General features: G+C 46.0%; 11 protein-coding genes and 7 pseudogenes. 10 read left to right on the plus strand and 8 right to left on the minus strand.

Annotated elements, in window-relative coordinates:
- Window positions 1-295 precede the first annotated feature (295 nt).
- From V6N89_RS19910 to V6N89_RS19930, 5 genes and pseudogenes are all read left to right on the plus strand, one after another.
- A pseudogene (locus V6N89_RS19910) lies at window positions 296-2976 on the plus strand (family 16 glycosylhydrolase).
- Window positions 2977-3043: 67 nt separating this feature from the next.
- Window positions 3044-5989, plus strand: coding sequence for a TonB-dependent receptor (locus V6N89_RS19915; protein WP_346993146.1), 2946 nt, complete (start codon window positions 3044-3046; stop codon window positions 5987-5989).
- Between the two features lie 156 nt (window positions 5990-6145).
- Window positions 6146-7645 carry an Lnb N-terminal periplasmic domain-containing protein gene (locus V6N89_RS19920; protein ID WP_346993147.1) on the plus strand — a complete coding sequence of 500 codons (1500 nt, stop codon included), beginning with the start codon at window positions 6146-6148 and terminating at the stop codon, window positions 7643-7645.
- Entirely contained in the window at window positions 7608-7964 is a 357-nt protein-coding gene (locus V6N89_RS19925; RefSeq protein WP_346993148.1) for a hypothetical protein, read from the plus strand. The genes V6N89_RS19920 and V6N89_RS19925 overlap by 38 nt, the downstream gene beginning before the upstream one ends.
- A 35-nt stretch (window positions 7965-7999) precedes the next feature.
- Window positions 8000-8431, plus strand: coding sequence for a DUF3015 family protein (locus V6N89_RS19930; RefSeq protein ID WP_338519118.1), 432 nt, complete (start codon window positions 8000-8002; stop codon window positions 8429-8431).
- 85 nt (window positions 8432-8516) lie between these two features.
- Here the strand turns inward: V6N89_RS19930 and V6N89_RS19935 are convergent.
- Window positions 8517-11095: pseudogene (locus tag V6N89_RS19935) on the minus strand (glycoside hydrolase family 3 protein).
- A 2-nt stretch (window positions 11096-11097) separates the two neighbouring features.
- A pseudogene (locus V6N89_RS19940) lies at window positions 11098-12361 on the minus strand (sugar MFS transporter).
- Window positions 12362-12568: 207 nt separating this feature from the next.
- On the opposite strand from V6N89_RS19940, the gene V6N89_RS19945 reads away from it, so the two are divergent.
- The 3 genes and pseudogenes from V6N89_RS19945 (at window position 12569) to V6N89_RS19955 (ending at window position 16514) form a co-directional block, all read left to right on the plus strand.
- On the plus strand, window positions 12569-13927 hold the full coding sequence (locus V6N89_RS19945) for a GH1 family beta-glucosidase (protein WP_338519119.1): 1359 nt from the start codon (window positions 12569-12571) through the stop codon (window positions 13925-13927).
- Window positions 13928-13945: 18 nt separating this feature from the next.
- Window positions 13946-14948, plus strand: a pseudogene (locus V6N89_RS19950) (LacI family DNA-binding transcriptional regulator).
- Window position 14949: 1 nt separating this feature from the next.
- Window positions 14950-16514, plus strand: a pseudogene (locus tag V6N89_RS19955) (sugar porter family MFS transporter).
- On the opposite strand, the gene V6N89_RS19960 reads toward V6N89_RS19955, so the two are convergent.
- From V6N89_RS19960 to V6N89_RS19985, 6 genes and pseudogenes are all read right to left on the minus strand, one after another.
- Window positions 16504-18135: an ATP-binding cassette domain-containing protein gene (locus V6N89_RS19960; RefSeq protein ID WP_338519120.1), complete on the minus strand. Its 1632-nt coding sequence runs from the start codon at window positions 18133-18135 to the stop codon at window positions 16504-16506. The pseudogene V6N89_RS19955 and the gene V6N89_RS19960 overlap by 11 nt on opposite strands.
- Window positions 18125-19864, minus strand: a complete 1740-nt coding sequence (locus tag V6N89_RS19965) for an ATP-binding cassette domain-containing protein (protein ID WP_346993149.1) — start codon at window positions 19862-19864, stop codon at window positions 18125-18127. The genes V6N89_RS19960 and V6N89_RS19965 overlap by 11 nt, the downstream gene beginning before the upstream one ends.
- Before the next feature lie 144 nt (window positions 19865-20008).
- Window positions 20009-20122: a cytochrome bd-I oxidase subunit CydX gene (gene cydX, locus V6N89_RS19970; RefSeq protein ID WP_032097673.1), complete on the minus strand. Its 114-nt coding sequence runs from the start codon at window positions 20120-20122 to the stop codon at window positions 20009-20011.
- A gap of 10 nt (window positions 20123-20132) precedes the next feature.
- Window positions 20133-21271 (minus strand): annotated as a pseudogene (cydB, locus tag V6N89_RS19975) (cytochrome d ubiquinol oxidase subunit II).
- A pseudogene (locus V6N89_RS19980) lies at window positions 21268-22864 on the minus strand (cytochrome ubiquinol oxidase subunit I). The pseudogenes cydB and V6N89_RS19980 overlap by 4 nt, the downstream one beginning before the upstream one ends.
- Window positions 22865-23164: 300 nt before the next feature.
- Window positions 23165-23818, minus strand: coding sequence for a Tll0287-like domain-containing protein (locus V6N89_RS19985; RefSeq protein ID WP_338519123.1), 654 nt, complete (start codon window positions 23816-23818; stop codon window positions 23165-23167).
- A 193-nt stretch (window positions 23819-24011) separates the two neighbouring features.
- On the opposite strand from V6N89_RS19985, the gene V6N89_RS19990 reads away from it, so the two are divergent.
- Together V6N89_RS19990 and V6N89_RS19995 are read left to right on the plus strand one after the other, a co-directional pair.
- On the plus strand, window positions 24012-25358 hold the full coding sequence (locus V6N89_RS19990) for a sigma-54 interaction domain-containing protein (RefSeq protein ID WP_346993822.1): 1347 nt from the start codon (window positions 24012-24014) through the stop codon (window positions 25356-25358).
- 88 nt (window positions 25359-25446) lie between these two features.
- Window positions 25447-25878 (plus strand): hypothetical protein, encoded by a 432-nt coding sequence (locus tag V6N89_RS19995; RefSeq protein WP_338519124.1) that lies wholly within the window; start codon window positions 25447-25449, stop codon window positions 25876-25878.
- The last annotated feature ends 33 nt before the right edge of the window (window positions 25879-25911 follow it).

Consider the following 25911-nt stretch of genomic DNA (forward strand, 5'->3'; position numbering starts at 1 on the left):
TATTTGTAAATAGCGCGTGAATTATGCACCACCAAAATTTATACTTAAGAACAACAACACCTTCAAACCCATATTTAACAAGCGCTCAACGCGAATAAACTAATTTTTTCGGCCCGTTCAAATGTTAAAAATTTGAGAACAGTATTGATCTTTACGTGTGGCTGACTTAATGTAATGTAAGCGCTTTCAAAAGGCGATTTTTATTTTTTTCAAATTGTAAGCGCTTACAAAACACTTTTTACGTGGCATCGCCGCAACATTACAACCTAATTTTTTTGGATCAGGGCTGAAAATAATGACTATAAAAGCATCTCAACTTACGCGGATAGCAGCCGCGTTATCAGTCACAACCCTATTTGGCTGCGGTGGTGGCTCAACGACGTCTACCGATGTTAATGTCGTCAATCCTGCAGAACCCGTGTCTGATTGGCAGTTGGTTTGGAGCGATGAATTCGACGGAACCAGCATTGATGATGACAACTGGACACATGAAGTTGATTGCAACGGTGGTGGTAACAATGAAGCACAGTGTTACACCGACAGCGCAGACAACTCGTTTGTTTCAGACGGCAGCTTGAAAATTGTCGCATTACCTGCCGAAGAAGGCGCACAAAAGCCTTATACTTCAGCGCGCTTAAACACACGCTATAAAGCCGATTTCAAATACGGCCGTATTGAAATGCGCGCAAAAATGCCATCAGGCCAAGGAAGCTGGCCAGCATTTTGGATGATGCCAACTGATGAAGTCTACGGTGGCTGGCCTCGTTCTGGCGAAATTGACATTGTAGAAGCGGTCAACCTTAAAGCCGCCGATATTGACGGCAATCCTGAAAATCATATCTACGGCACCCTACACTATGGCCAAGAGTGGCCAAATAACGATAGCTCGGGCCAAGCGTACTCGCTTCCAAGTGGCGCAAATCCTGCCGACAATTTCCATACTTACGCCATCGAATGGCAAGAAGGCGAAATTCGTTGGTACATGGATGGATACCTTTATGCCACACAACGACGCTCAGAAGTTCGCTTCAATGCTAACGGTGACGCCACAGGGCTTTCTCACCGCGGTTGGTATGCTGAGTATTTTGAGCAAGGTACAGGTGAGCTAACTACGTTTTGGGATAACGCACCGTTTGACCAAGAATTCTACCTAATTCTTAACTTTGCCGTTGGCGGTGCATGGCCAGAAGCGGTAAATGAAACAGGTATTGATGCCGAGGCATTTGCCAATGGGCAAACGTTCGAAGTTGACTATGTACGCGTTTATGAGTGTGCGTCAGACCCAGACACTGGTAAAGGTTGTGAAACTGTTCGACCTGGTTATGACTCACTAGAAGATGCACTTGTTGAAGGCGCAGCCCCAATTCCGTCTCCACCTTCAACGGGAATAGCGCAAGACCTAACAATCTTCGATGGCACACCTAACCCAAACTGGCCAGCATGGGATTGTTGTGGTGGCACTACACCTGTTCTTGTAGACGACGCAGACGAAGGCCAAGTTTATGAGTTCTCTATTGGTGAGGCGCCAACAGTAATGGGCTTCATTAGTCGTGGGCAGTTTATTACCGACCCGGAAGGTGAAGCATCACCATTTGACGCTTCGCCTATGGAAGAAACAGGCAGCGTTAAGTTTGATTTAAAAGTGGTATCGCTTCCTAACAACGCAACCACAACCTGGTTGTTTAAGATTGAAAGTAGCGAAGGATCAACAGCTGCCGAGCTTCCACTTATGAGTGGGTATGTTGGCCCTGCAGACACTGCTTAGGTGCAACACCAGAACAAGGCGTTTGGGAATCATATGAGTTTCCGTTAAGTACACTGGCAGCGGCTGGTCTTGATACTAGCGCTATAGATGTCGTCATGGTGTTCCCAGCGTGGGATACAGGAAATGGCGCAACTTATCGCATGACAAACGTTGAGATCTCTCAAGAAGGCGGTGCGAGCTACCCTGAGCTAGTTATCTTTGAAGATGGTCAAAACCCAGACTGGCCTATGTGGGATTGCTGTGGCGGATCGACGCCAACGGAAGAGATGGACGATGAGGAGCACGGTCTTACTGCAGAGTTCAGAATTGGTGCAGACCCAACTGTAATGGGCTTTATCACACGTCCTGCAGCGGGTGGTGGCGACACACCATTTGATGCAACAGCACTGACTGATGGTGGTCTTCTGCAATTCGAAATGCGCGTTGTAAACGCACCAAGTAATCCAGACTCTTCTTGGTTATTTAAAATCGAATCAAACGACGCTGCTACAGCCGTTGAACTTCCACTATCAGACAGTGTAGAAGGTCAAGCGCCTGTAGAAGGAGAGTGGCAAACCTATACATTTACGCTTTCTGACCTTCAAGCTCGTGGACTTGATGTAAGTGCTATCGACGTCATCATGGTCTTCCCGACATGGGGCACAGGCGAAGGCGCGGTGTATCGTTTAGATAACGTGAAGTTTTTCCACCCTGACAGCGGTGAAATGCCTGCTGGCGGTATCACTATATTTGCCGACACAGCTGCAGACCAATGGTCTATATGGGACTGCTGTGGTGGCTCTACGCCAACAGAAGAAGTTGACGATGCAGAGCACGGCACGGTAGCCGAATTCCGCATCGGCGGCGCGCCGACTGTTATGGGCTTTTTAGCTGACGAAGGGACTTCTTATGACGCCTCAGCATTGCTATCAAATGGTGTTGTTCGCTTTGAGATGAAGGTCAGCGCGATGCCAAATGACGCATCAGCACCATGGCTCTTTAAAATCGAATCGATTGGCGCTTCTACTGCGGTCGAATTGCCTATGTCGGCAAGTGTAGAGGGTGCAGAGCCCGTCGCAGGTGAATGGCAAACATACACATTCCCACTGCAAACACTGTATGACGCAGGTTTAGACATTAGTGCCATCAACGTCATCATGATGTTCCCAGCATGGGGACAAGGCGAAGGCGCAGTCTATCGCGTGGACAACCTAGAAATCACAGCACAATAACAAAGCAACTGCCGTCGGCATAACGCGCGGCGGCAGTATTGATTTGATAAGAATTAGTAGGGCAATTATGAAACGCACAACCTTTAAAAAGACCCAGCTTGCCACATCAATGGCTTTGTTGATGGGCTCATCCTTAGCATTTCCTACTTTCGCGCAAGAGGCAGAAACTGCCGAACCGACCGAAGGTGAAGTTGAAATTATTCAGGTCAGTGGTATCCGCGGCAGCATGATCCGTTCGATGGATTTAAAGCGCAGTTCAAGCGGTGTAGTTGACGCCATTTCGGCGGAAGAACTTGGTAAATTTCCAGACACAAACTTGGCCGAAGCGCTTCAGCGTATTACTGGTGTAACCATTAGCCGTAACAACGGTGAAGGTAGCCAAATCACCGTACGTGGTTTCGGCCCAGAGTTTAACTTGGTTACGCTAAATGGCCGTCAAATGCCGGGCACAGGTTTTACGCGCTCTTTTGATTTGGCAAACCTATCTTCAGAGGGTGTCAATACTTTAGAACTTCAAAAAACAGCACGCGCGGAGAACCCAAGTGGTGGTCTTGGTGCGACGGTTAACATCATTACGATGAAACCGCTGTCGCAACCTGGTCAGAACGCCACAATCTCAGTGAAAGGTATTTACGATACGTCAAATGAAGAAGGTGACGATGTAACACCAGAAATTGCAGGTGTTTACAGCAATACGTTTGCCGACGACATGTTTGGCTTTGGTTTGTCATTTTCTCACCAAGAGCGTGACTTTCAACAGCAGTCTGCCAACATTCAAGGCTGGCAGTTACAAGAAAATAGCGCACTTCCAGAATTAGGCGCGGCCAACGTTATCGACAACCGTACTAACATTACCGATGCTGCATTCTTTCCTAAAGATATGAATTACGGTATCAGCGATGTTCAACGTGAGCGTCAAAATGCGCAAGCGACATTCCAGTTCCGCCCCGTTGACAACTTCACGGCAACCGTAGACTATACGGCATCGCGTGCAACAACTGGCACTAATTCAGTAGGCTGGGGTATTTGGAATAACTTTGGTGCTAACATCAATGCTTATGAGCTTGATGAAAACGGTACTGCCGTTTATGCCGATATTAGTGGCGATGATGGTTCGTTTACTGCTAGCCGCAACACCACACGTGTTGATGCGCGTTCACTGGGTGTAAATCTTGATTGGATGGTAAACGACGACTGGCATTTCACGCTTGATTACCACGACTCATATAACAAAACTGACAACGGCTATGATGAAGGCTTAGGTAGCGCAGGTCAGGTGATTTTAGGCTCCAATCAGCTAGAATCGAAAGTATATGATTTCCGCTCGGGTGAAATTCCTCAAGTCTTCGTAAACTGGAACAACGGCACTAATGAAATTTTACCTAGTGAGATTGATTCAAACTTCAGTCAATTTATCTACTCACCAGGCCGTTCTGATATTGAACAACTACAGCTAGATGGTACTTGGTACAACTCTGCCTTTGACATTCCGCTAGTAAAAGTAGATTTTGGCGTTGCGCGCACAGAACAGGCGCTAAGCGGCTTTACTGCTTGGAGTGGTTTACGAGGCGGCCCTGGTTTTAATCCGTCATTTACGCAAATATTCCCTGACAGCATGTTTATTCGCAACGACACGTCGGGCTTCTTAGACGCGTTTGACGGTGGTGGCGCAAGCATGAACCCCGGCTACTTCTATACGTTCAACTTTGATGAAGCCATTGCTCGTCAGCTTGCATTTATCACTGCCGATGTCGTAGGCGAAGGTAACGCATATTCTATTGATCCATACTTTATGGGTGCTCCATCTGTTAGCAATGTTGAGGAAGTTACTGACTCGATTTACATTCAAACAGAATGGGATTTTGAATTAGGCGATTATTATGTCCAAATTAACGCAGGTGTGCGTTATGAGGAAACGGAAGTACCGAGCTCTGCAGAAGTTCGTGTACCGGTTCAAGTAAATTGGGTTGCCGCCTCTGAGTGGATCACTCAATTCGAAGACGATCTACAGCTACAAGACTTTACCTATGAATACGACGTCGTGTTACCTATGTTCGACGTAAAAGTTGACGTGACTGACGACATCGTTGCCCGCTTCTCTTGGGGTAAATCGATTACGCGTGCACCAATCGGCTTGCTTCAAGGTGGTTTGTCATTTAGCGGAAGCCCTAAAATTGGTGCGAGAACCGCGTCTGCAGGTAATACAAGCTTACTTCCTTTTGAGTCAAGCAACATAGACTTGTCTTTAGAGTGGTACTACGACGAAGCCAGCTACGCGGCCATTGGTTTGTTCAGAAAATCTGTGGACAACTACATTACAACAACAGGTCAAGACAGACAGTTTGATGGACTTCGCGACATCTATCAGGGCCCTCGTTGGAATGAAGCAGTAAGCGCGTTAGAAGCGGCTGGTGTACAAGCGACAGACAGCGCAATTTATGACTATTTTGTTGAGAATGGTTATGCGGACGAGAATGGTGTAGTTACGCCGAATAGCGATGACCCGCTAATTACATGGCGTACCACGCAGCCTGGAAACTCAAGCGATTCGAAAACGGTAGAAGGTATTGAGTTAGCTATTCAGCACACCTTCGGCCAAACAGGCTTCGGTTTTGGCGCAAACGCAACCTTAGTTGACGGTGACGTTGAGTATGACCCATACAATTTAGGTGAGCAGGACCCACTGGTTGGTATCAGTGACTCAGCTAACTTCCAGGTGTTCTACGAGAAGGAAGGACTGTCAGTAAAAGTGACCTACGCATGGCGTTCAGACTACGTAATTGGTATTGGCCAAGCACAAGGTTCATCTGACAACCCTGCGACTCAATTCGACGATTATGGTCAAATTGACGCCAGCATTAACTACGACGTTAACGACAACCTAACAGTCTTCCTTGAAGGCATTAATATTAACGATGAAACGGAGCGTGGCTTCGGACGTTTTGAGGAGCAATTCCTATTCGCTCGTCAATACGGTCCTCGTTATACATTAGGTGCTAGATACACTTTCTAAAACGTGTGAACTTGTGTGAGTTTTAGGCCGCTTTTACAGCGGCCTTTTTTTATTTACGCAGAACTCTCTCTGTATTATTCTAATAACCTTGATGTATTTCGTGTTTTTATTGGACAAAAATCACGGAAATTATAATTACGGACGTCCCCCTAGTTCATGGATAGAACAAAACTCATTCTCGCAGCTTGCCTATTTATTTTTTCTCACTTGGTTTGTGCAAGCGAAATACATATAGCTATCGAAGATGCAGCACAGTCTCATCAATGGCGAACATTACTGCACTACGAACGTTCTTTGTTTTTAGACGACAAATCCGCAATTAGTTCTTCAGACTTCTTTTTTTCAGATACTGGCAGCGTCGATCCGTTATCTGAATTAAACGCAAATTTAACCGCTTTTATTGATACCCCCGAATTGCAGTGTCAATTTCCTGCTCGCGCGCAATTTATTAAAAGAAAGGTTGCGGAGCTTCCTGAAGTTAAGTGCCCAGATTTTGAGGATTTCGTAGCAACAATTGGAGCTAAAAGTGTCAGCCTCATTTATGCGTCAGGTTATCTAGGCAACCCAGCCAGTATGTATGGTCATGTCTTTTTGAAATTTAACGGTACACGAAAAAGTGAGCTACTGGACAACACATACAATTATGGTGCGCGCTACCCTAAAAACGAACACCCCATTCGTTACATTATGAATGGTATCTTCGGTGGTTACGATGGTTACTTTGCTAACCAAAAGTTTCACCATCAGACGTTAACCTACAATGAATCTGAATTGCGCGATCTATGGGAATACTCGCTAGATTTTACACAAGACGATATAACATTTTTGTTGGGACACCTCTGGGAATTAGAACAAGTTCCCATGACATATTATTTCTTTAAACAAAACTGTGCCTATCAGATTGCCTATTTGCTTTCTATGTTGACAGGTACATCTTACATCCCAGAGTCTAAGCTATGGGTTATGCCATTCGATATTGTTACTCAAATAGAACGCGTTGACCCAACGCTGATAGATAAAGTATTTTTCCACCCTTCTAGACAAGAGACCCTATACTCTCGATTTTCGCAGTTATCATCGCATGAGAGATCTGTATTTGAAGACCTGCTTAAAGGCGTTTTAAAACCATCAGAAATCGTTACTCTGCTCAGCGAACACGAAGCAAAGCGAGTTATTGAGGCCGCCTTCGATTATTTTGCTTATATAGAACAGCACGACAGTTTGACATCGACAATGCAGTCGCTGCGAAAAGCACTCGTAAACATAAGGTTTTCATTGCCAGTAGGGCAAAGTCGCTTTGAAAAGCCCGCACCTAAAGCCCCCCATGAAGCTCAAGATACAAGCCTTTTGCAAATATCTACTTATTTCAATAACTCACTCAATAGCGGGCTAACTTTTCGCTTTCGCGCGAATTACTACGATTTTCTTACTCTTAATGCAGCTCGAATTCCTTTTTCTGAACTCAGCACAGTTGACATGAGCGTGCGGCTAGACGAAGACGCCAACCTACACCTTGCTGACTTAACCTTCCTACGTATATTCAACCTAAACGCAGCGCGAACCGAACTTACCCCACGATACAGGATATGCTTGGAAGCTTGCGACTGGGTATCGCGAAATGGACCTAAACCGCGAAACAGCTGCGTTTTACTTTGATGGGTTAATTGGGAAAAGTACACAACTCTTTCAAGATTTTGCCTTGTATGGCGGCCTTTCTGGCACGCTGACAAGTAAAGACAACCTTGGTGGCTACCTTGGGTTAGGTGCTGAGATTGGTGGTGTGACTTCGGTCACACCAGAATATGCTATGTCCTTTAGCGTGGGACATCAGAGGTATGCGAACGCTTTTGATAGAAGCCGAACCTATGCAACATGGGAGCAACGCTTCACGAATGATCAGACATTCGATATCAGAGCGTTATTACGCTATGACAATGCATTTGAGCTTTCAATTGCATTGTCACACTACTTTTAAAGTGAAAATAATAAATCTAAAAATGGAGTTAAAAAATGAAAAAAATTGCATCTATTGCATTAGCTGTAGCAGCATTCTCTTCAAGCGCGTTTGCACAAGATAAGGTTGAACCTGTTAACCCTTGGAAACACTGTGGTATTGGCGCAGCCATCTTTGATGACAACGGCACTGCTGCTGCATTGTCTAACGTCATTTGGGACTTAGGTACCACAGCTATTTCATCAAAAGTGTCTTCTGAAGACTCTTGTACTGGCAAGCGCACTAAAGTTGCAATGTTTATTCAAGACAACTTTGACGCAGTACTAGAGCAAACTGCTATGGGCGAAGGCGAACACGTTAATGCAATGCTAGATATCCTAGAAGTTGCAAACGAAAACAAGGCGGCAGTTGTAGCTGCGGTTCGCGGCTCAGTAAATGCTGAAACACAACCAGAAGCGTATTACAACGCAGTTATCGCTGCTATCTAATACGTTCTTATCGTAAACAAAAATGCCGCCTTGCTTTTTAGACTTGGCGGCATTTTTTTAACTTCGTATTAAAGGTAAAAGTTATCTACTGACAAGATATATCCGCATCCTTTGCCATATCAGGCGTAAATTGGATATCAGCTACACTTAAGCTTGCTTTACCACCACTGCCAAGCTCAAACGGCACGACGAGCCCGGTGAAATCAATACCTTGGTTCACGAAACATTGTAGATCAACACTGAGCGTTGACCATGTATCTTTAGGTAGCGCACGTAACTGTTCGCTAATATCAATATTAGTAGAACAACTACCCGCGGCATCCCCTTCACCTTCACAGTTCATCGAAAGATTCACTGGTGCAGAGATTTCAGAGTGACGATTTACGCTGAAGGTAAGCGTCGCATTGTTGAGCAATTGTGCACTTAAGTCTTCGCGGAAGAAGCTCTTACTCGCAAAACGCATTGCACCATATTCACTGCCATCAAAGGTCACTTTGCGCGCATCTTCTTGCACTTCTTTGTCTATGGTGCGATAGCTTACTGAACCTACTACATGAGTGCTGGCATTCACTGACAAAGCCTCATCGCCTGAATACAGCCACAACACCCAAGGTGCCTGCACTGAGCCGTTCAAGATTTGCATCGGCGCTTCATTTTCGCTGCTTACTTCTACTTTCGTATCTAGCGAATCACCCAACACATCTTCATCACTAAACGTAAGACCGAACCCGTAGGGCAATAGCGGGGCGTAGTCTTCATCACCTACATTTACAATCTGCTGTGGGGTGGCAGGCCACGAGAACGGTAATTTACCTTTAAAGTCATGCTGCCCAAACAATACATCGGCCACAGCTGCACCTTCTGAACCCGGCAGCCACGCAGCTACAAAGGCATCAGATGCATTCAATTCGGCATTAACCCACATAGGTCGACCGCTGATAAACACCGAAACCACTGGAATATCCTGCGCCTTCAACTTATTAAGCAGTGCTAGGTCGCGCTTGTTACCATATTGATAAATAAGGGTTTCTCTGTCGCCGTGGCCTTCGGCGTAGGGCTCCTCACCAAAGACAACAATGGCAACATCAGGTTTTGTATCAAACTCGCCGTCTACCGATAAGATGGCTTCACCACCCGCTTCTTCAGCATGCTGTTGTATGCCATCAAAAATTGACGTACCGCCTGGGAAATCATCATTGGTATTGTTGGTGCCCTGCCACGTAATGGACCAACCGCCTGATTGCTTTCCTATATTGTCAGCTGCATCACCTAAGCAACTAGTATGCGTTTTGCACCATCAAGTGGTAGCGTTTTCGACGTATTTTTTAGCAAGACAAGTGATTCTCTGACCGCCTGCTTAGCTACCTCTCTGTGGCTGTCTTTGCCAATAAGAGAACGGTCGCCAGATAGCGGCCTGTTTGCCGGACTTGGCTTTTCAAACAACCCAGCTCTTACTTTCACGCGCAAAATACGACGTACGGCATCATCGATACGCGACATCGCAATCGTGCCATCTCTAACTTGTGCTAGCGTGTTTTCGTACAATGCCTTCCAGTCGTTAGGCACCATAAAAATATCCAAACCTGCGTTAATAGCCTGTGCACAATCTGCGTTATTGCAACCCGCTACTTGACCGTGACCGTTCCAATCACCAACAACAAAACCATCAAAGCCCATTTGCTCTTTTAACACGTCTGTTAGCAGATACTTATGACCGTGAAGTTTTTCGCCGTGCCAGCTGTTAAACGACGCCATTACCGATTGAGCACCTGCGGTTAACCCACCCACATAGCCTTGAGCGTGAATATCAAACAACTCTTGTTCGGTTGCGATGTTGTCACCTTGGTCATCACCCGCAACCGTGCCACCATCACCAACAAAGTGTTTTACCGTACTTATAACACGTTGGTCGCTTAAGAAGTCCTTGTCAGCTGCACCTTGAAGACCTTTTACCACAGACGCCGCATAGGCACGCACAATGGCAGGATCTTCTGAATAGCTTTCATACGTTCGCCCCCAACGGTCATCTCGGACTACCGCTACTGTTGGCGCAAACACCCAGTCTATTCCCGTTGCCATCACTTCTTTTGCCGTTATATGCGCAATTTGCTCAACTAGCGCAGGGTTATTTGCAGCACCTAACCCGATGTTGTGGGGAAACAGCGTGGCACCAATCACATTATTGTGACCGTGTACCGCATCTGTTCCCCACATGGTGGGAATTGTCGACCCATCAACGCTGTCATCGACTGACGCTTGATAGAGTGCCTCGGCCAACGCTACCCAGTCGTCAGGCGTAGCGTGTTTGTCGTTGTTTGGAAATGCGCCCCCGCCATTTAGGTAAGAGCCAAAACCATATTTACGCATATCTTCAACGGTAATGTTGCGAATTTCTGGCTGTATCATTTGCGCAATTTTTTGCTCTAGTGTCATTTCAGCCATTATCTCTGACACTTTCTTTTCAACCGCTGAGCTAGCTTTTACTTCAATATCGAGCGCTGGCCAAATTTCAGCGGCCTTAGAAGTGGAAGTACCATTCACCGTATCTTGGTTCGCAGTTGAAGCAGCGGTAGTTTCAGGCGACGAGCAAGCGCTAAGTAGCGTACCCGTCAGGACGCCCAGTAAGGCTGACTTAACAATGTTGGCAACTTTGGTTTTTCGCATTGTTATTCCTTAGTTGATAGTGTTTGTGATACACGGCTGCCCACTAAACCGTAGTAAGCAATGTACAAATAACATGAAGCCGGAAGTAAGAAGGAAAGCGTCACGCCAATACTGTCGGCCAGCATGCCCTGAAGCAAAGGTACGATAGCGCCACCAACTATTGCTAAACACAAGATACCCGACCCCTGAGGCGTATCTTTTCCTAGCTGCTGCAGCGCAAGGCTGAAAATAGTGGGGAACATAATAGAGTTAAACAGGCCTACAGCTAAAACGCTGTAAAGGGCGATATCACCAGTACTAGAAATTGAAAGGATAACCAACGCAATGGCCATTATGGCGTTGAAAGCCAGGACAACGCCACCCGATACTTTCTGCATAACCAATGCGCCAATAAAGCGTCCGACCATAGCGCCGCCCCAATAATAAGCGAGAAGCTTAGACGCTTTTGCTTCAGTAAGGCCTGCTACGCTAGGGCTGGCTAGATAATTGACGAGCATGCTGCCAATAGCCACTTCAGCCCCCACGTACATAAAAATACCCACGGCGCCAAGTACTAGATGCTTATGCTGCCAAGCACCCCCTTTAAAAATACCGGTATTGGCGCTGGTATGGTTAAGCGTAGGTAGCTTGAGGAACAAAAATACCACTGCAAGCAGCAGTAGTGCTGCTGCAAGGATCAAATACGGCACCTGAACATCAGATGCCGAGGCCGTCGCTGCACTATGTTCGCCTGCAGCGCCATACATAAGATACGAGCCAAAGAAGGGCGCAACAGTCGTACCAAGTGAATTAAATGCTTGTGTCATCGTTAATCGCGAAGACGCCGTCTTAGGGTCGCCTAGCGCAGTAACATATGGGTTTGCAGAGACCTGTAAAATGGTTATCCCTGATGCAAGCACAAATAACGCAAGTAAGAAGATGCCGTACATTTGGCTTGCTGCTGCCGGGAAAAACAGCACGCAACCTAAACAGGCAATGCCTAACCCCAGCACAATGCCCTTTTGGTACCCTATACGCGACACCACCATACCCGCTCGGTAATGACACTATGAAATAGGCACTGAAAAAGCAAAACTGAATAAGCATTGCTTGTGTAAACGTTAAGTTAAAAGCGCCTTTCAGGTAGGGGATCAAGATATCGTTTAGACAAGTAATAAACCCCCACATGAAAAAAAGTGTGGTAAGAGAAATTAAAGCAAATCGGTATCCACCGTTGGCTTCAGCTTGGTAAGCATTTGACGTATTCGGTTGCGCTGGCGTTTCCACGAGTAACCTCTATTGCTATTTTTTTAATTAATGATAAATTTACATTTGAAAGCGCTTACATCATAATGCGAATAACTTTGTAAGCGCTTACATTTATCAAATAATTACACGAAGCGTTGCCGAATTCAATGTAAATATCATGTTATTTCGATAAACGTGAATGCGTTGCGAATTTAAAATGTTTGTTAATTGCAGGACAGAAGAACAATGCCAAAAATAACCCTCCCCGCTAACTCCTTGATGTTATCCAAGGATTTTGTATTCGGAGTAGCGACATCAAGCTTTCAAATCGAAGGCGACAGAAAAGGCCGACAGGACTGCATTTGGGATACATTTTGTTCACAACCTAACGCCATTGAAGATAGTAGCAACGGTGATATCGCGTGTGAGCACGTAGAATATTGGCAACAAGACATCGAACTTATCGATTCATTGGGTGTGGATGCGTACCGCCTCTCCATATCTTGGCCTCGCGTTATGAACGAAGATGGCAGCGTCAATGAATTAGGCATGCGCTTTTATGTGAACCTTGTAGACGAACTACTAAAGCGCAACATGAAAGTATTTGTCACGCTGTACCACTGGGATTTGCCGCAGTACCTTGAAGATCAAGGAGGCTGGCTCAACCGCGAAACGGCCTTTGCATTTCAAACCTACGCCGCAGCGGTAGCAAATGCACTCGGTGAAAAAGTATACGCCTACGCCACGCTTAACGAGCCATTCTGCTCAGCTTATTTAGGTTATGAAACCGGCGTACATGCGCCTGGCAAAACTGGTGTTGGCAACGGCAGAAAAGCGGCACATCATTTATTGCTAGCACATGGTTTAGCATTGAAGGTATTACGTCAACAGTGCCCTAACAGCTTGCATGGTATCGTTCTAAACTTCAGTACTTGCCATGCACAAAGCGAATCCGCGCAAGACAAACAGGCTGCAAAGTGGGCCGATGAATATCACAATCAGTGGTATCTGAAACCACTCATGCATGCAGAGTATCCCGAGATTATTGAAAAGCTGAGTGCAGATGAGCGACCCGACGTTATAGATGGTGACATGGACATCATCTCTCAGCCCATAGATTACCTGGGTATTAACTACTACACCCGCACTGTATACGAAGCCGACAACCAACAATGGTTTAAAGTTGTACCACCCGTTGATAAGCCTCTCACGGCAATGGGTTGGGAGATAACCCCCGACGCATTTACCGAAATTTTAGTAGATTTACACACGCAATATACCTTGCCGCCTATCTACATCACCGAGAATGGCGCTGCTATGAACGATGAACTTGTTGATGGACAAGTAAAAGACGATGACCGCATTGATTATTTCCGCACTCACTTAAACGCCGTTAATACCGCTATTGAAAAGGGTGTAAACATAAAAGGCTATTTTGCGTGGAGCCTAATGGATAATTTTGAGTGGGCTTTAGGTTATTCGAAGCGCTTTGGCATAGTGCATGTCGACTACAACACGCAAAAAAGAACGGTTAAGCAAAGCGGTCATGCCTATGCAGAACTGGTTAAGAGCAGAATTAATGGGTACATTAGCGGTATAAAGTAAGGAACAGTACCGAGAAGTATGGCAACAATATACGAAGTATCAGAAGCGGCGGGCGTATCACTTGCGACAGTCTCACGCGTTATGAATGGAAATGCTAAAGTCAGCGATCGCACGCGCAAGAAAGTCGAGGACGCAATGCTATCGCTGGGTTATCAACCTAACGCTATTGCACAATCGCTTGCCTCTAATCGCACCAACAGCGTAGGGTTGCTTGTATCTGAACTGCACGGTTCTTATTTTGGTGACCTGATGAGTACCGTCGAACAAGTACTCAAGCAAAATGGCAAGCATGTCATTATTACCGCTGGCCATACCGACGAAAAGCGCGAACATGACGCCATAGAGTTTCTCAAAAGCCATGCGGTGCGACGCGCTTATTTTGCATGCTGAAGCCGTTTCAGACGAATACCTACAAAAGCTAGTCAGTGAAAAGTTGCCCGTCGTTATTATTAACCGCAGGGTCGATAAACTCGACGAAAACTGTTTTGTTGTCGACAACGAGCAAGGCGGTTACCTTGCGACGCAAGCGGCTATTGAGCAAGGACATAAACACATAGGCTACATTAGTGGCCCGCTTTTTAAGAAAGACGCCAATGACCGCTTACTTGGTCACAAGCGAGCACTTTCTGAAGCTGGACTAACATTTTATGAAAGCGCATTGTTTGAAGGCGACTTTCACGAATCATCAGGTCAAGAAGGGATGCATCACATGTTAGCGCAATTCAAGGAAATGACAGCCTTGGTATGTGCTAACGATGAAATGGCTTCTGGCGCAATGACTGCGGCAAGAGAAGCCGGGTTTGATATTCCAACACAGCTGTCTATTGTTGGATTCGATAACGTGCTGTTTTCCCGCTACCTTTATCCTAAGCTAACAACAATTAATAACCCCATTCACGCGATGGGCGAAATGGCTGCGCATTGGGTACTTCAGCATGTTTACAACATAAAGAGTAGTTTACCTATAGAGCATTTATTTGTGCCTGAACTCGTGAATAGGGACACATTAGGCAAACTATAAAATGAATAAAGCGCTATCGCCGTCGTTGTATTACACCCTCATTGTCTCGTTAGGGGGCTTTATTTTTGGCTTTGATGCCAGTGTAATTTCAGGCGCGATAGGGTTTATTGATGCGCAATTTTCATTAAGTGAATGGGAACAAGGCTTTGTAGTCAGTTCTCCTACACTGGGCGCACTGCTTGCAATGTCAGTAGCTTAAGCGCAGTGAGTGATGCCATTGGCCGTCGCAAAGCACTCATCATTGTCGCTGCACTTTATTTGGTGTCATCAATATGTTCGGCACTGGCACCTAATTACCTTACGTTAGTCATAGCAAGATTTATCGGGGGCATTGCCTTTTGCTCGCTAATTATTGCTCCCGTTTATATTTCAGAAATCAGTTCACCTGAAAATCGTGGCAAGATGGTGTCGGTTAACCAACTCAATATCGTGTTTGGCTTTGCCCTTTCATATTTCACCAATTATTACTTTCTACAATTAAGTACAAGTGAACTTGATTGGGTATCGGCACTCAGTATTGATTCGCAGACTTGGCGCTACATGCTGGGGCTTGAGGCCATTCCTGCGATTCTATGGCTATGTCTGCTTTTTACTGTCCCTCGTAGCCCGCGCTGGCTGGTAATGAAAGGGTTAAAAAGTGAGGCAGAAAACACAATTAAAAGCCTTTTTTCACCACCTCAAGCTAACGCACAGCTTAGTGATATAACTGCTTCTCTCGAGCAAAAAGCGTGGTCACTAAAGGAGCGTCTGGGCTTTGTTACCGCAAAAAACATGCGCTATCCCCTTCTCGTTGGTGTCATATTAGCCATTGCTCAACAAATAACGGGGATTAATGTTATCTTTTTCTATGCCCCCACCATTTTTGAGCAAAGCGGCGTAGGTACTGATGCCGCTTTTATGCAGGCTGTATGGATAGGTTTGGTCAATGTTGCCTTTACCGTCATTGCAATGCTTACCATCGACAGATGGGGCAGAAAGCCCTTACTCATTATTGGATTGACTGGTGTCATAGTTAGCATGTCGATATGCGCTTATGGCTTCAAGCAGGCAACCTATCAACTAGACGCTAACGATATTGCCATTGTCAGTACCCAAGACAGCACGCTAGCAGACGCCCTTGATGAGATGAAAAATACCGTGTTCTATTCCGACGTGAAATTTAAGAACACACTCAAAGAAGCGTTAACTGAAACGCAGTATAGCGCGCATCAAAGCTCGCTATTAAATGCCGCTATTTCAATGAATGCGCCGCTTGTACTGTTTGGTATTATGGCATTTGTTGCGTCATTTGCTATGTCACTTGGCCCCGTTATGTGGGCCATGCTAGCCGAGATTTTCCCCAACCAAGCGCGAGCGCTCGCTATCTCACTGGTAGGGGTAATTAACTCTTTAACTAGCTTTTCTGTACAGCTAATTTTCCCTTGGGAGTTAGCAACATTAGGCGCAGCGACCACATTCGCTATTTATGGTGGTTTCGCCATTGTTAGCCTTATTTGTGTAATTACTCTCTTCCCCGAAACCAAAGGTCGCTCATTAGAGCAAATTGCAGATACTTTTAAATCTTAGCAAGGACAGCAAGTTTTTCTTGCGGGTCGGTATGCAGGGTAATAGTTTGCTCTGCATTCAAATGTCTGGGCAAGACATGTGATGCCACCACAACTAACGCATTTTGTGCGGCCCGCGTGATAACAAGACTCACGGCCCGTTGAGTCTCAATATCTAGCCCCTCAAACGGCTCGTCGAGAAGTAATACCGCCGGTTTTGCAAGAACGGCCCTCGCTAGCGCTAAGCGTTTACGCTCACCACCCGATAAGGGCTGACCTGCTTTGCCTACCCATGTGCTAAGCGATAGTGATTCAAGCGCAAGATCATCAAGTAACTTGCGCATAGCAGATTTATCAAAGCCCTGTCCCGCAACATCCAAATTCATCTGTACACTGGCGGCAAGTACTACAGGGTCTTGTTCGACGTAGAGCCAATTTTGAGGAATACCTTGAGCTAACCCATTACTATCTACGACTCGCTTTCCATGTGTGGGAAGCAAGCCTGCCATGCCTTGTAACATCGATGACTTCCCGCAGCCGGAGGGGCCTTTTAATACTACCACTCCCTTGTTCGGCAATGTGCACGATATCGGTGAGATATGACGATGCTTTACACGTAAAGACTGTAAACACAATGACTTTTCTAACGACTGTGCTGGCAGCGTTTGGATTGGCGTAGCGCTTAGACTTGACAGCTCGTGCTTGCTTTGGTGGTATTGCGCATACTTCGAAATGGCAGAAAATGAAGGGGAAACCCAATCAGGACCCGCCAGCAGAACCATGGGTACTACAATGCCAGCAGGCACAAATAACAATACCTGACCCAATATTGCCTGAAGCGCAGAGCCATTGGCAGTTGCACTCAGCCCCACTCCACCAAGCAGCAAGCTTATCGAAATATAGACAAAGCCTTGAAACCACCAGCTCGCATTTAGCGCCTGCTTTTTTTGATACAAGGTTGTTTGCCATGTGCGCTTGGCAGAAGGGCTATCGTGAACAAAGCGACCTTGTTGTTTGTTAGAATACAGATGCCATATTGCACTTGAATGAAAAAAACTGGCGCTGTCTTTTCTGAAGCGCGCGGCGTGTTGTGTGTTGGCATTAGCCACTCGCAATGCACCCAACGCTTGTAGGGTCACAATAACTAACCAAACTGTAAAAGCGATCAGAAGATAAAATGCACCGGGCAATCCCAACGCAGTGGAAATAACGCAAAGCGCGGTAAACACTAACGTGACACTAGTTAAAGGCGCTACCCAAGCTATCCACTTACTTGCAACAGCCTCGGTGTGTCTAGCTAGCGCTTCTGTCATGGTAGCATTGTCGTCTAGCTGCTGATTGTGCAACTGCCTAAAAACGTCAAGCCTAGTAGATGCTATGCGTGATAGTAAGTCGTAATGCCCTACCCACATGCTGGCATAACCGGAGGCAATACGAAGTAAGGCCAGCGCGCGAATGACAACGGCAGGAATCACATAATTAAAACCAATAGGGGCTACGGCACTTATTGCGATAAACCAACTTGATATCACTAAAATACTTAACCCAGTAATTCCATGGACGATGGCAAGGAAGAGCGCTGCGAGCGCGGAGTATTTTGTTGGATGCTGCTGTAATTGATGACTTGGCTCATTATTCATCATTAGCACTTTCCTCGCTAGCGACATACTTATCCCCTACCGAAGTAAAGGACTCTGATAACGTATGATTTTCAACCGTCCAGAAACCGTTGAACCAATTAGCTGGTAAGACTTTATGCGACGCCCATATAAGTGTTTTTCCCTGGCCTAAATGGTAAATGAGTTTGGCAAGGCGGTGATGCTGTTCATCGGGTAAGTGTGCAGTGGGCTCATCCAACAGCCATATATCGTGATCGCGGAGCAGCAGTCTTGCGAGTGCCAGCCTTTGTGCTTCTCCTCCGGATAATGGCGGATGTTCTGTCATCGCAGTGTCTAAGCCATTAGGTAAGCGGTAAAGCCAATCGATGAGCTCAACTGCACGTAACACGCTTTCCAAACGGCTATCTTCAAACTCATTATCAAGACATAAGTTCTCCCTAACCGTACCGGGTAAAATAACAGGGTGCTGAGTGAGCCAAGCTGGCTTAGCGTCAACACTGTGACTGGTCAGGCGCTGCCCTGCTAGCGCCTCTAGAAGTACCGTTTTTCCGCTGCCAGATCGCCCACTCAAAAGTATGCATGCTCCGGGAGCAACGGTCAGTGTCGGCGCATAAACAAGGGCGTCGCCACGTAATGGTTTTTCATCATTTCGCTGGTGTTTGAAATCGTACACATAAAACTCTTGAACACTAAAACCGGTAAAAGCGGCATGTTTATCACCTGTATATGTGCTGGCTGCTGTCTGTTTTTTAGATGCCGCGGCGAATATGGGCTCTAGTTCAGCGCAAGCCGCTTCCGCCTGTGCCTTTTGGTGGTAAATTTGTCCAAGCTTTTTCATCTCGCTAAGCAAAAGTGGCACAACCAAAAGCACCCATAGCCCCTCTTGCAAGCTAATAGGAGGCCCTATTTGTAGTTCTCCTAACAGCGTAAAACCAATAAACACCGCGACAAGAGCGACAGAAAGCGTAGCAAAAAAATCAAGCACACTGTTGGAAAGGAAGGCGACGCTCACCACTTTCATGGTGCGACTATTTAGGTTGTCGCTGGCTTGTGACAACAACGCAATTTGCCTCTCATGGGCGCGAAAACTCGTTAGCATGGACAGTGCACTCAACCGATCGGTGAACAAACTGCCTAAACGCTCTAGCGCAATAAAGTGTTTTTGGTGTAGTGCAGCCGCGCCTTTGCCCACAATAACCATAAATAAGGGCACCACAGGTAGCGTCACTACCAACCCTAACCCTATTACAGGGTTCACAAAAAAAATGCCGCTAAGAGCAATAAGCGGCACAACCACTGCTACACTCTGCTGCACTCTGTATTCCATCGCCCAATCAGCAAATGCTTCAAGCTGGTTTTGCCACAACGATTGCCAATAGTATGTTGAATGTTGGCGGACTACCGCATGCTGCCCAGTGGCCATTACCGACAAAAAAAGATGCTCTAGTTTCATGAGAAGAGACATCTTTCTTTGCATAAAGATGGCGTTGTACAACCCCTGAAACAGCCACGCTAAAACAAGCGACAGTGCCAATCCAGTCAAATCACGCTGATGGGCCTCAGCACTATCAACGACCCAACAGTGAGCAATACTGGCGAAGAAATAAAAGCCAATAAGCAAAGAAAAAAGAGACAAGCACTTAATCATTAATAGTGTAAAAAGCGACGAACGCAAACCAAGCTGATGCGCAGCGTCTAGCGCTTTACACCATGATTTAAGCACTTGCCTGTTGGGAAGCTTTTCTTTGCTCACTGATCACCCATATCACTGCCTACGGTTGCCATTATATTTCATCGCAGTCTTACATCGTATAGCTACGTGCAGAACCTATTAAAAGAGAAGTAGCGAGAGGGTTCAAATCACCAACCTGATGTAAATCCCTCTCGCTCACACGGGTTAGTCCGCGTCCTCTGGTCTATCCATGTTCTCTGTGGACTCCAACCACATTGCATTGATGATGCCAAAAGAGCACGCTAGCAACACACCTAAAATCCAAGCGAAATACCACATGACTCTCTCCTCAATAAATAGTGTGAGACTGATCTAAATCTTCATTTTTAATTCGGCCACGCATGACATAGAAGCTGTATGCGGTATAACTCAGCACGATTGGTACAAAGATACAGGCCACAATAAACATAACATTTAACGTAAGGTGACTTGATGTGGCATCCCATACCGTTAAACTTGCCTGAGGCATAGTGATACTTGGCATCAAGAATGGAAACATCGAGAAACCTGCAGTTAAAATAACGCCTGCAATAAACAGCGCACTTGAGACAAACGCCATTCCAGCATTGCCTTTATTAGAAAAGAAGGCGCACGCCAAGCCACTCACAACACCAAGTACAGGCGCAATCATCATCAATGGATATTTAGAATAGTTGTTCATCCATGCACCAGCTTCAACCGCGACTTCCTTTTTAAGCGGGTTAGAGGTTGCCAGCGTGTCAACGGTTGAGGTAATAACGAAACCATCTAGACCGTAAGCCACCCAAATACCGCCAATAACAAACAGTACAACACCCACTAAACTTAGCACCACCGATACGGCGCGAGCGCGAACTTCAATAAAGCCATCGGTTTTCATTTGCAGCCAGGTCGCACCATGGTTGAGCAAAATAGCGACCGAGAGTAACCCGGTTAACAGCGCAAAAGGTGTAAGCAGGCCAAAGAACGAGCCCGTGTAGGTTGATTTAAGCGTAGTGTCTAACTCAAAAGGTACACCTAGTAGCAGGTTTCCAAACGCAACACCAAAGATGAGTGACGGGATAATTCCGCTGTAGCGAAAAGCGCCCAGTCCCAAGCTTTACGCCATTGAGGGTTTGGCAATTTGCTACGATAGTCAAAACCAATAGGGCGCATCCAAAGCGCAATTAACGTTAGCGCCAATGCCAAGTAAAAGCCCGAGAATGCTGTGGCGTAAATCATCGGCCACGCAGCAAAAATAGCGCCACCAGCAGTAATGAACCACACTTGATTTCCATCCCAGTGAGGCCCCACCGTATTAATCATCACACGGCGTTCTTTGTCGTTTTTGCCAATTAATGTCAGTAAAGCACCAACGCCCAGATCAAAGCCATCTGTAACGGCAAAACCGATAAGTAATACACCTACCAAACACCACCAAATTACGCGTAGCAGTTCATAATCAATCATGCGTTTGCTCCTTGTCCGTCTTTACCAAGATACTCATTATCAATAAGGTCAAGTTCGCTTTCAGTAGGGTTGGCTGCGGGAGGAACCGGACCTTTTTTGGCAAACTTTTTCATTAAGTAGAAGCCAATAATGAACATCACGGTGTAGAACGCTGAATAAGCTACCAGAGTAATCACGACGTCACTGACGGCTAAGTTAGAAACCGAAGCATGCACTGGCAGGACTTCTGCGATAGACCAAGGCTGGCGACCATATTCTGCGACAAACCAACCTAGCCTCGCTGGCTACCCAAGGCAAAGGTAAGCTAAATAGTGATGCTTTTAGCAACCAACGTGGCTTGGTTATTCTGTGCTTAGTGCTGTAATAAAACGCACACAAGAATAACGCCAGCATGATGAAACCTGATGCCACCATAAGACGGAAGCTCCAAAACAGCGGCGCTACTGGTGGAATGCTATAGTCTACAGCTTGCTTAAGTGCCGCATCTGTAGGATTTGCTACATCAGTAGTGAAAGGCTCAAGCAACATGGCGTAGCCCAGGCTATCTTTGTGGGCCTCAAATGTGGCTCGCTCTGCTGCAGATGCTGTACCGTTGCGCACATCATCGAGTACTTCATATGCTTTGATGCCTTCAAGTATGCGCGCTTTGTTTTCTTCTTTAAGCGCCTTAATACCCTTCACTTCTTCTGTTAATGAACGGGTTGCAATGATCCCCATTGCCCACGGGATTTGAAGTGCATATTCGGTTTTTTCTTCTTCGTCATTTGGAATGCCAAAAACAGTAAATGGTGCTGGCGCGGGGTGCGTATCGTATTCAGCCTCAACCGCTGCCAATTTTACTTTTTGCACATCACCTAATTCGTAACCGCTCTCATCACCCAACACAATAACTGATAACGTTGCCGCTAACCCAAAGCTTGCCGCAATAGCAAACGAACGACGCGCAAAGGCGATATGCTTATGGTTTAAGAGGTAGTAACTTGAAATTGCCAGCACAAAGATAGCGCCAGTGACATACCCTGCCGATACCGTATGTACAAATTTGACTTGGGCAACTGGGTTAAAAATGACCTCAGCAAAGCTTGTCATTTCCATACGCATGGCTTCAAAGTTAAACTCAGCGCCTACTGGGTATTGCATCCACCCGTTTGCAATTAAGATCCATAGCGCAGAAAAGTTTGAACCAATAGCCACAAGCCAAGTGGTAGCTAAGTGCTTTTCCTTCGACATTTTGTCCCAGCCGAAGAAAAACAGACCAACAAACGTAGATTCTAGGAAGAACGCCATGAGGCCTTCTATGGCAAGCGGTGCACCAAAAATATCACCAACGTAATGAGAATAGTATGACCAGTTCATACCAAACTGGAATTCCATGGTTAAGCCCGTAGCAACACCAATGGCAAAGTTAATACCAAACAGTTTTCCCCAAAATTGGGTCATCTGCTTGTAGACTTCCTTACCAGTCATTACATAAACCGATTCCATAATGGCCAGCAAGAAACTTAACCCCAACGTGAGGGGGACAAATATAAAGTGGAACATTGCGGTTAACGCAAATTGCCACCGCGATAGTTCTATTAACGTATCGCTCATGGGTGCTCTCCCTTGTATCTTAAAGGCGGCGTAAGCGCCTGACAGTAAACAATAATATTCAAACCAACGGTAAACCCTGGCTAATACCAAACGCTTTCAGCATTGTTCATGCCAAGCGCATTGGGTGTGCAGAAAACACAAGGAATACCAGCAAACAGCAGAGATTTCTTACTGTGCGAGCACAATTATTTCATGGCGAAAAGTTGTTCACTTTGATCCAACGCAAGAGAATGGCCCAACAGCTTTGCCATTTTTGACACCGCAAAGACAAAAATGGCAAAAATAGGGGGCGTAATAGGATCACTGAGGGGAATAGGTAAGCGTAAATGCGCCTCGCAACTCACCTAGTGTAAAACCCGTAGCTTGGTCATGGGGGTAGTGTTTATCTATGCGGGCTTTAACCGATGGCGCAACAGTTTCACCGTGACAGGCCATACAAACTTGCTGTGTTGGTATAGCCCTCATGTAGCGAAATTCGCCCGTTATTTCATTGTATTGCGTCGCTTCCAGTGGCGCCATAGCGGGTACTTTCTCATTCTGTTGCAGCTGCTCGTTGAGTACTTGGGCAAACACTTCAAGCTGCTCACGCTCCCAGTCGTCGGGTGTGTTATTGGGGTTTCGGACTTTCAAGGCCGTGCGTCTAACCGTCCAACCGTTGTTACTCAAATCAAGTGCAATAGGCTCTGCGGCAATATGGCATTCATCAACTCCCGCTTCCAATCCACCACTTTTAATTGCCTGCTGCAAGCGATTTTTAAGTGCACCTCCTAACGATTTAGTATTCTTTCTCGCCTCTTCTATCAGCGTATTTTCTATTAACGTACTATCACTAGGTTTATCCATAATTTGCTGGGCGTGCAAATGTTCACCTAACAAACATGATGGCAGGGTCAATGAAGCCAAAAGCATAAACCTATTAAAGTGTTTTCGATTTGCCTTGTATGTAAAAGCCATATTGGTTCCTTACTCATTTAAATGCGCGACACTTTTTTCTATATGCGTTTCTGCGCACGCGCTTAAGTTGCGATTTTCAGTATTCTTTTTACTTTCTAAAACACGGTGTAACACTTTCTATGCCACTGTGATAATTTAATAAAGATTTTCTTATATATAGGAAAGCAGGATGAATATTTCCATCGTGCAAGCCATGATTGACGCAATCGATAAACCCGCCATTTTTATCAATCAGAGCTATATTATTGAAGCTGTCAATAAACCCTATCGCGACACTTACCCTGTGGATATAAAGCTCGGATATAGCACCTGCTACAGCGTTTCCCATCGCAATACAAAGCCTTGTGATCAATGCGGCGAGCAATGCCCCATAAAGGTCTGCCAAGATACTAAACGCCCCGCAAGCGTGGTGCATGTTCACGCTACGAATGAGGGGCAAAGCTATTGCGATATTCTCATGCGTCCTATCTATGACAGCACAGGTAGCTTACTGGGCTATCTTGAAGTATTAGACAAGCTATCATTTGCATCAAATCGTCCGGCATCAGGAAAGATGGTCGGTGAGTCAGATGCGTTTAAAATTATGCTTAACAAAATAAACCGTGCAGCCAGTGCAGATATTGCCGTGTTGCTTCACGGTGAGACTGGCACAGGAAAGGAACTCGTATCCCGGGCACTTCACGACACAAGCGCTCGGGCTGAAAAACCCTTTGTGGTTATTGAGTGCACAGGCTTAACAGACAGCCTATTTGAAAGCGAGTTATTCGGCTATGAAAAAGGGGCATTTACTGGCGCAACAACCAACAAAAAGGGGTTGGTGGAGGCAGCAGAAGGCGGCACCTTGTTTTTCGACGAGATAGGTGATGTACCGCTAACTATGCAAGTAAAGCTATTGCGTTTATTCGAAACCAAAACTTATCGTCCAGTCGGTAGCGTTAACGTAAAACAAGCTAACTTTCGTTTGGTATGCGCCACCCACAAGAATATTAAGGACATGGTGCAACAAGGTACGTTTAGACAAGACCTCTACTACCGCATCGCCGGCTTTCCTATTACGCTACCGGCATTGCGCGAACGACAAGGCGATATTGAACTTCTTGCCAATCATATTCTGGCGGCACTTTCACAACGTCACCCGCCCTATGCTAGTCGTTTGTCCACGAAGCGGTTCGACAAGGCAGCACTCGCAAAGCTAAAAACATACTCATTCCCGGGAAATATCAGAGAACTCAAAAACGTTATCGAGCAGGCGAGTTTACTGGCAGACGACAGTGTAATCTACGAAAAAGATTTGCCAGATTTACTGTTTGAGAAACAGGACATGTCAGATAGCGACGTAAACCAACAAATGCCCGTTCATTCACCACTGCTGACCCTTGAAGAGCAAGAGTCACAGTATATCAGCGATGCCTATTACCAATACCAAGGCGATATCGCAGGGCTTGCAAGCGCCTTGGATGTAAGTGCTCGTACGCTCTATCGGAAATTACATAAGGCTGGTGTAAAGGTTAAAGCCCCGTCGTTGAGGGGGCCTTTGTAAAAGGCTTCGCATTACCTAATTTTTTCGCTGGCATTTTACTTCAGGCTAACGCTATTATGAAAAAGCGCTAATTTTTTTACGGGTACCAATGCTAACTCGATATACCATCACCACCCTACTTTGCCTTACTCTGCTTATGCAAAATGCATTGGCATTGGGCCTTGCCGCGTTTTCTATGCAGCAAGCACAGGCTTTTACCTATGACGATATCGAGCTGATATGTACTGGCAAAACCATGCGCTACATTTCGATAAGCGCCACTGAGCTTGAGGGTAAGTTTGTTTTTATCAGTCCTGAACGACTCAAAAATAGCCCTGAACTACTAAAAGCCCCAACACAAAGCGTAGATTGTACCAACGGCACTTTAGCCGACCTACCTCAATCAGACGATATCTACACGTCAGACCTGGCAAACATTGAAGGCATTCGCTATCAAGCACTGGTTGCGCGTATCGCTCAGCAGCCATACACCGCTTTTGCTTATGCTGCACCGCTTAGCCGTGCGCCACCACGCTCATAACATACCTCCAATACACACAAATACTTATCAACA

Origin of the sequence: Alteromonas gracilis (assembly GCF_036870955.2) — a bacterium.
GTDB lineage: Bacteria > Pseudomonadota > Gammaproteobacteria > Enterobacterales > Alteromonadaceae > Alteromonas > Alteromonas gracilis_A.

Excerpts from the sequence above, each read along its gene's own strand:
- V6N89_RS19915 (WP_346993146.1), top strand. The coding sequence starts at position 3,044 with ATGAAACGCACAACCTTTAAAAAGACCCAGCTTGCCACATCAATGGCT.
- V6N89_RS19920 (WP_346993147.1), top strand. The coding sequence starts at position 6,146 with ATGGATAGAACAAAACTCATTCTCGCAGCTTGCCTATTTATTTTTTCT.
- V6N89_RS19925 (WP_346993148.1), top strand. The coding sequence starts at position 7,608 with ATGGACCTAAACCGCGAAACAGCTGCGTTTTACTTTGATGGGTTAATT.
- V6N89_RS19930 (WP_338519118.1), top strand. The coding sequence starts at position 8,000 with ATGAAAAAAATTGCATCTATTGCATTAGCTGTAGCAGCATTCTCTTCA.
- V6N89_RS19945 (WP_338519119.1), top strand. The coding sequence starts at position 12,569 with ATGCCAAAAATAACCCTCCCCGCTAACTCCTTGATGTTATCCAAGGAT.
- V6N89_RS19960 (WP_338519120.1), bottom strand. The coding sequence starts at position 18,135 with ATGATGAATAATGAGCCAAGTCATCAATTACAGCAGCATCCAACAAAA.
- cydX (WP_032097673.1), bottom strand. The coding sequence starts at position 20,122 with ATGTGGTATTTCGCTTGGATTTTAGGTGTGTTGCTAGCGTGCTCTTTT.
- V6N89_RS19985 (WP_338519123.1), bottom strand. The coding sequence starts at position 23,818 with ATGGCTTTTACATACAAGGCAAATCGAAAACACTTTAATAGGTTTATG.
- V6N89_RS19990 (WP_346993822.1), top strand. The coding sequence starts at position 24,012 with ATGATTGACGCAATCGATAAACCCGCCATTTTTATCAATCAGAGCTAT.
- V6N89_RS19995 (WP_338519124.1), top strand. The coding sequence starts at position 25,447 with ATGCTAACTCGATATACCATCACCACCCTACTTTGCCTTACTCTGCTT.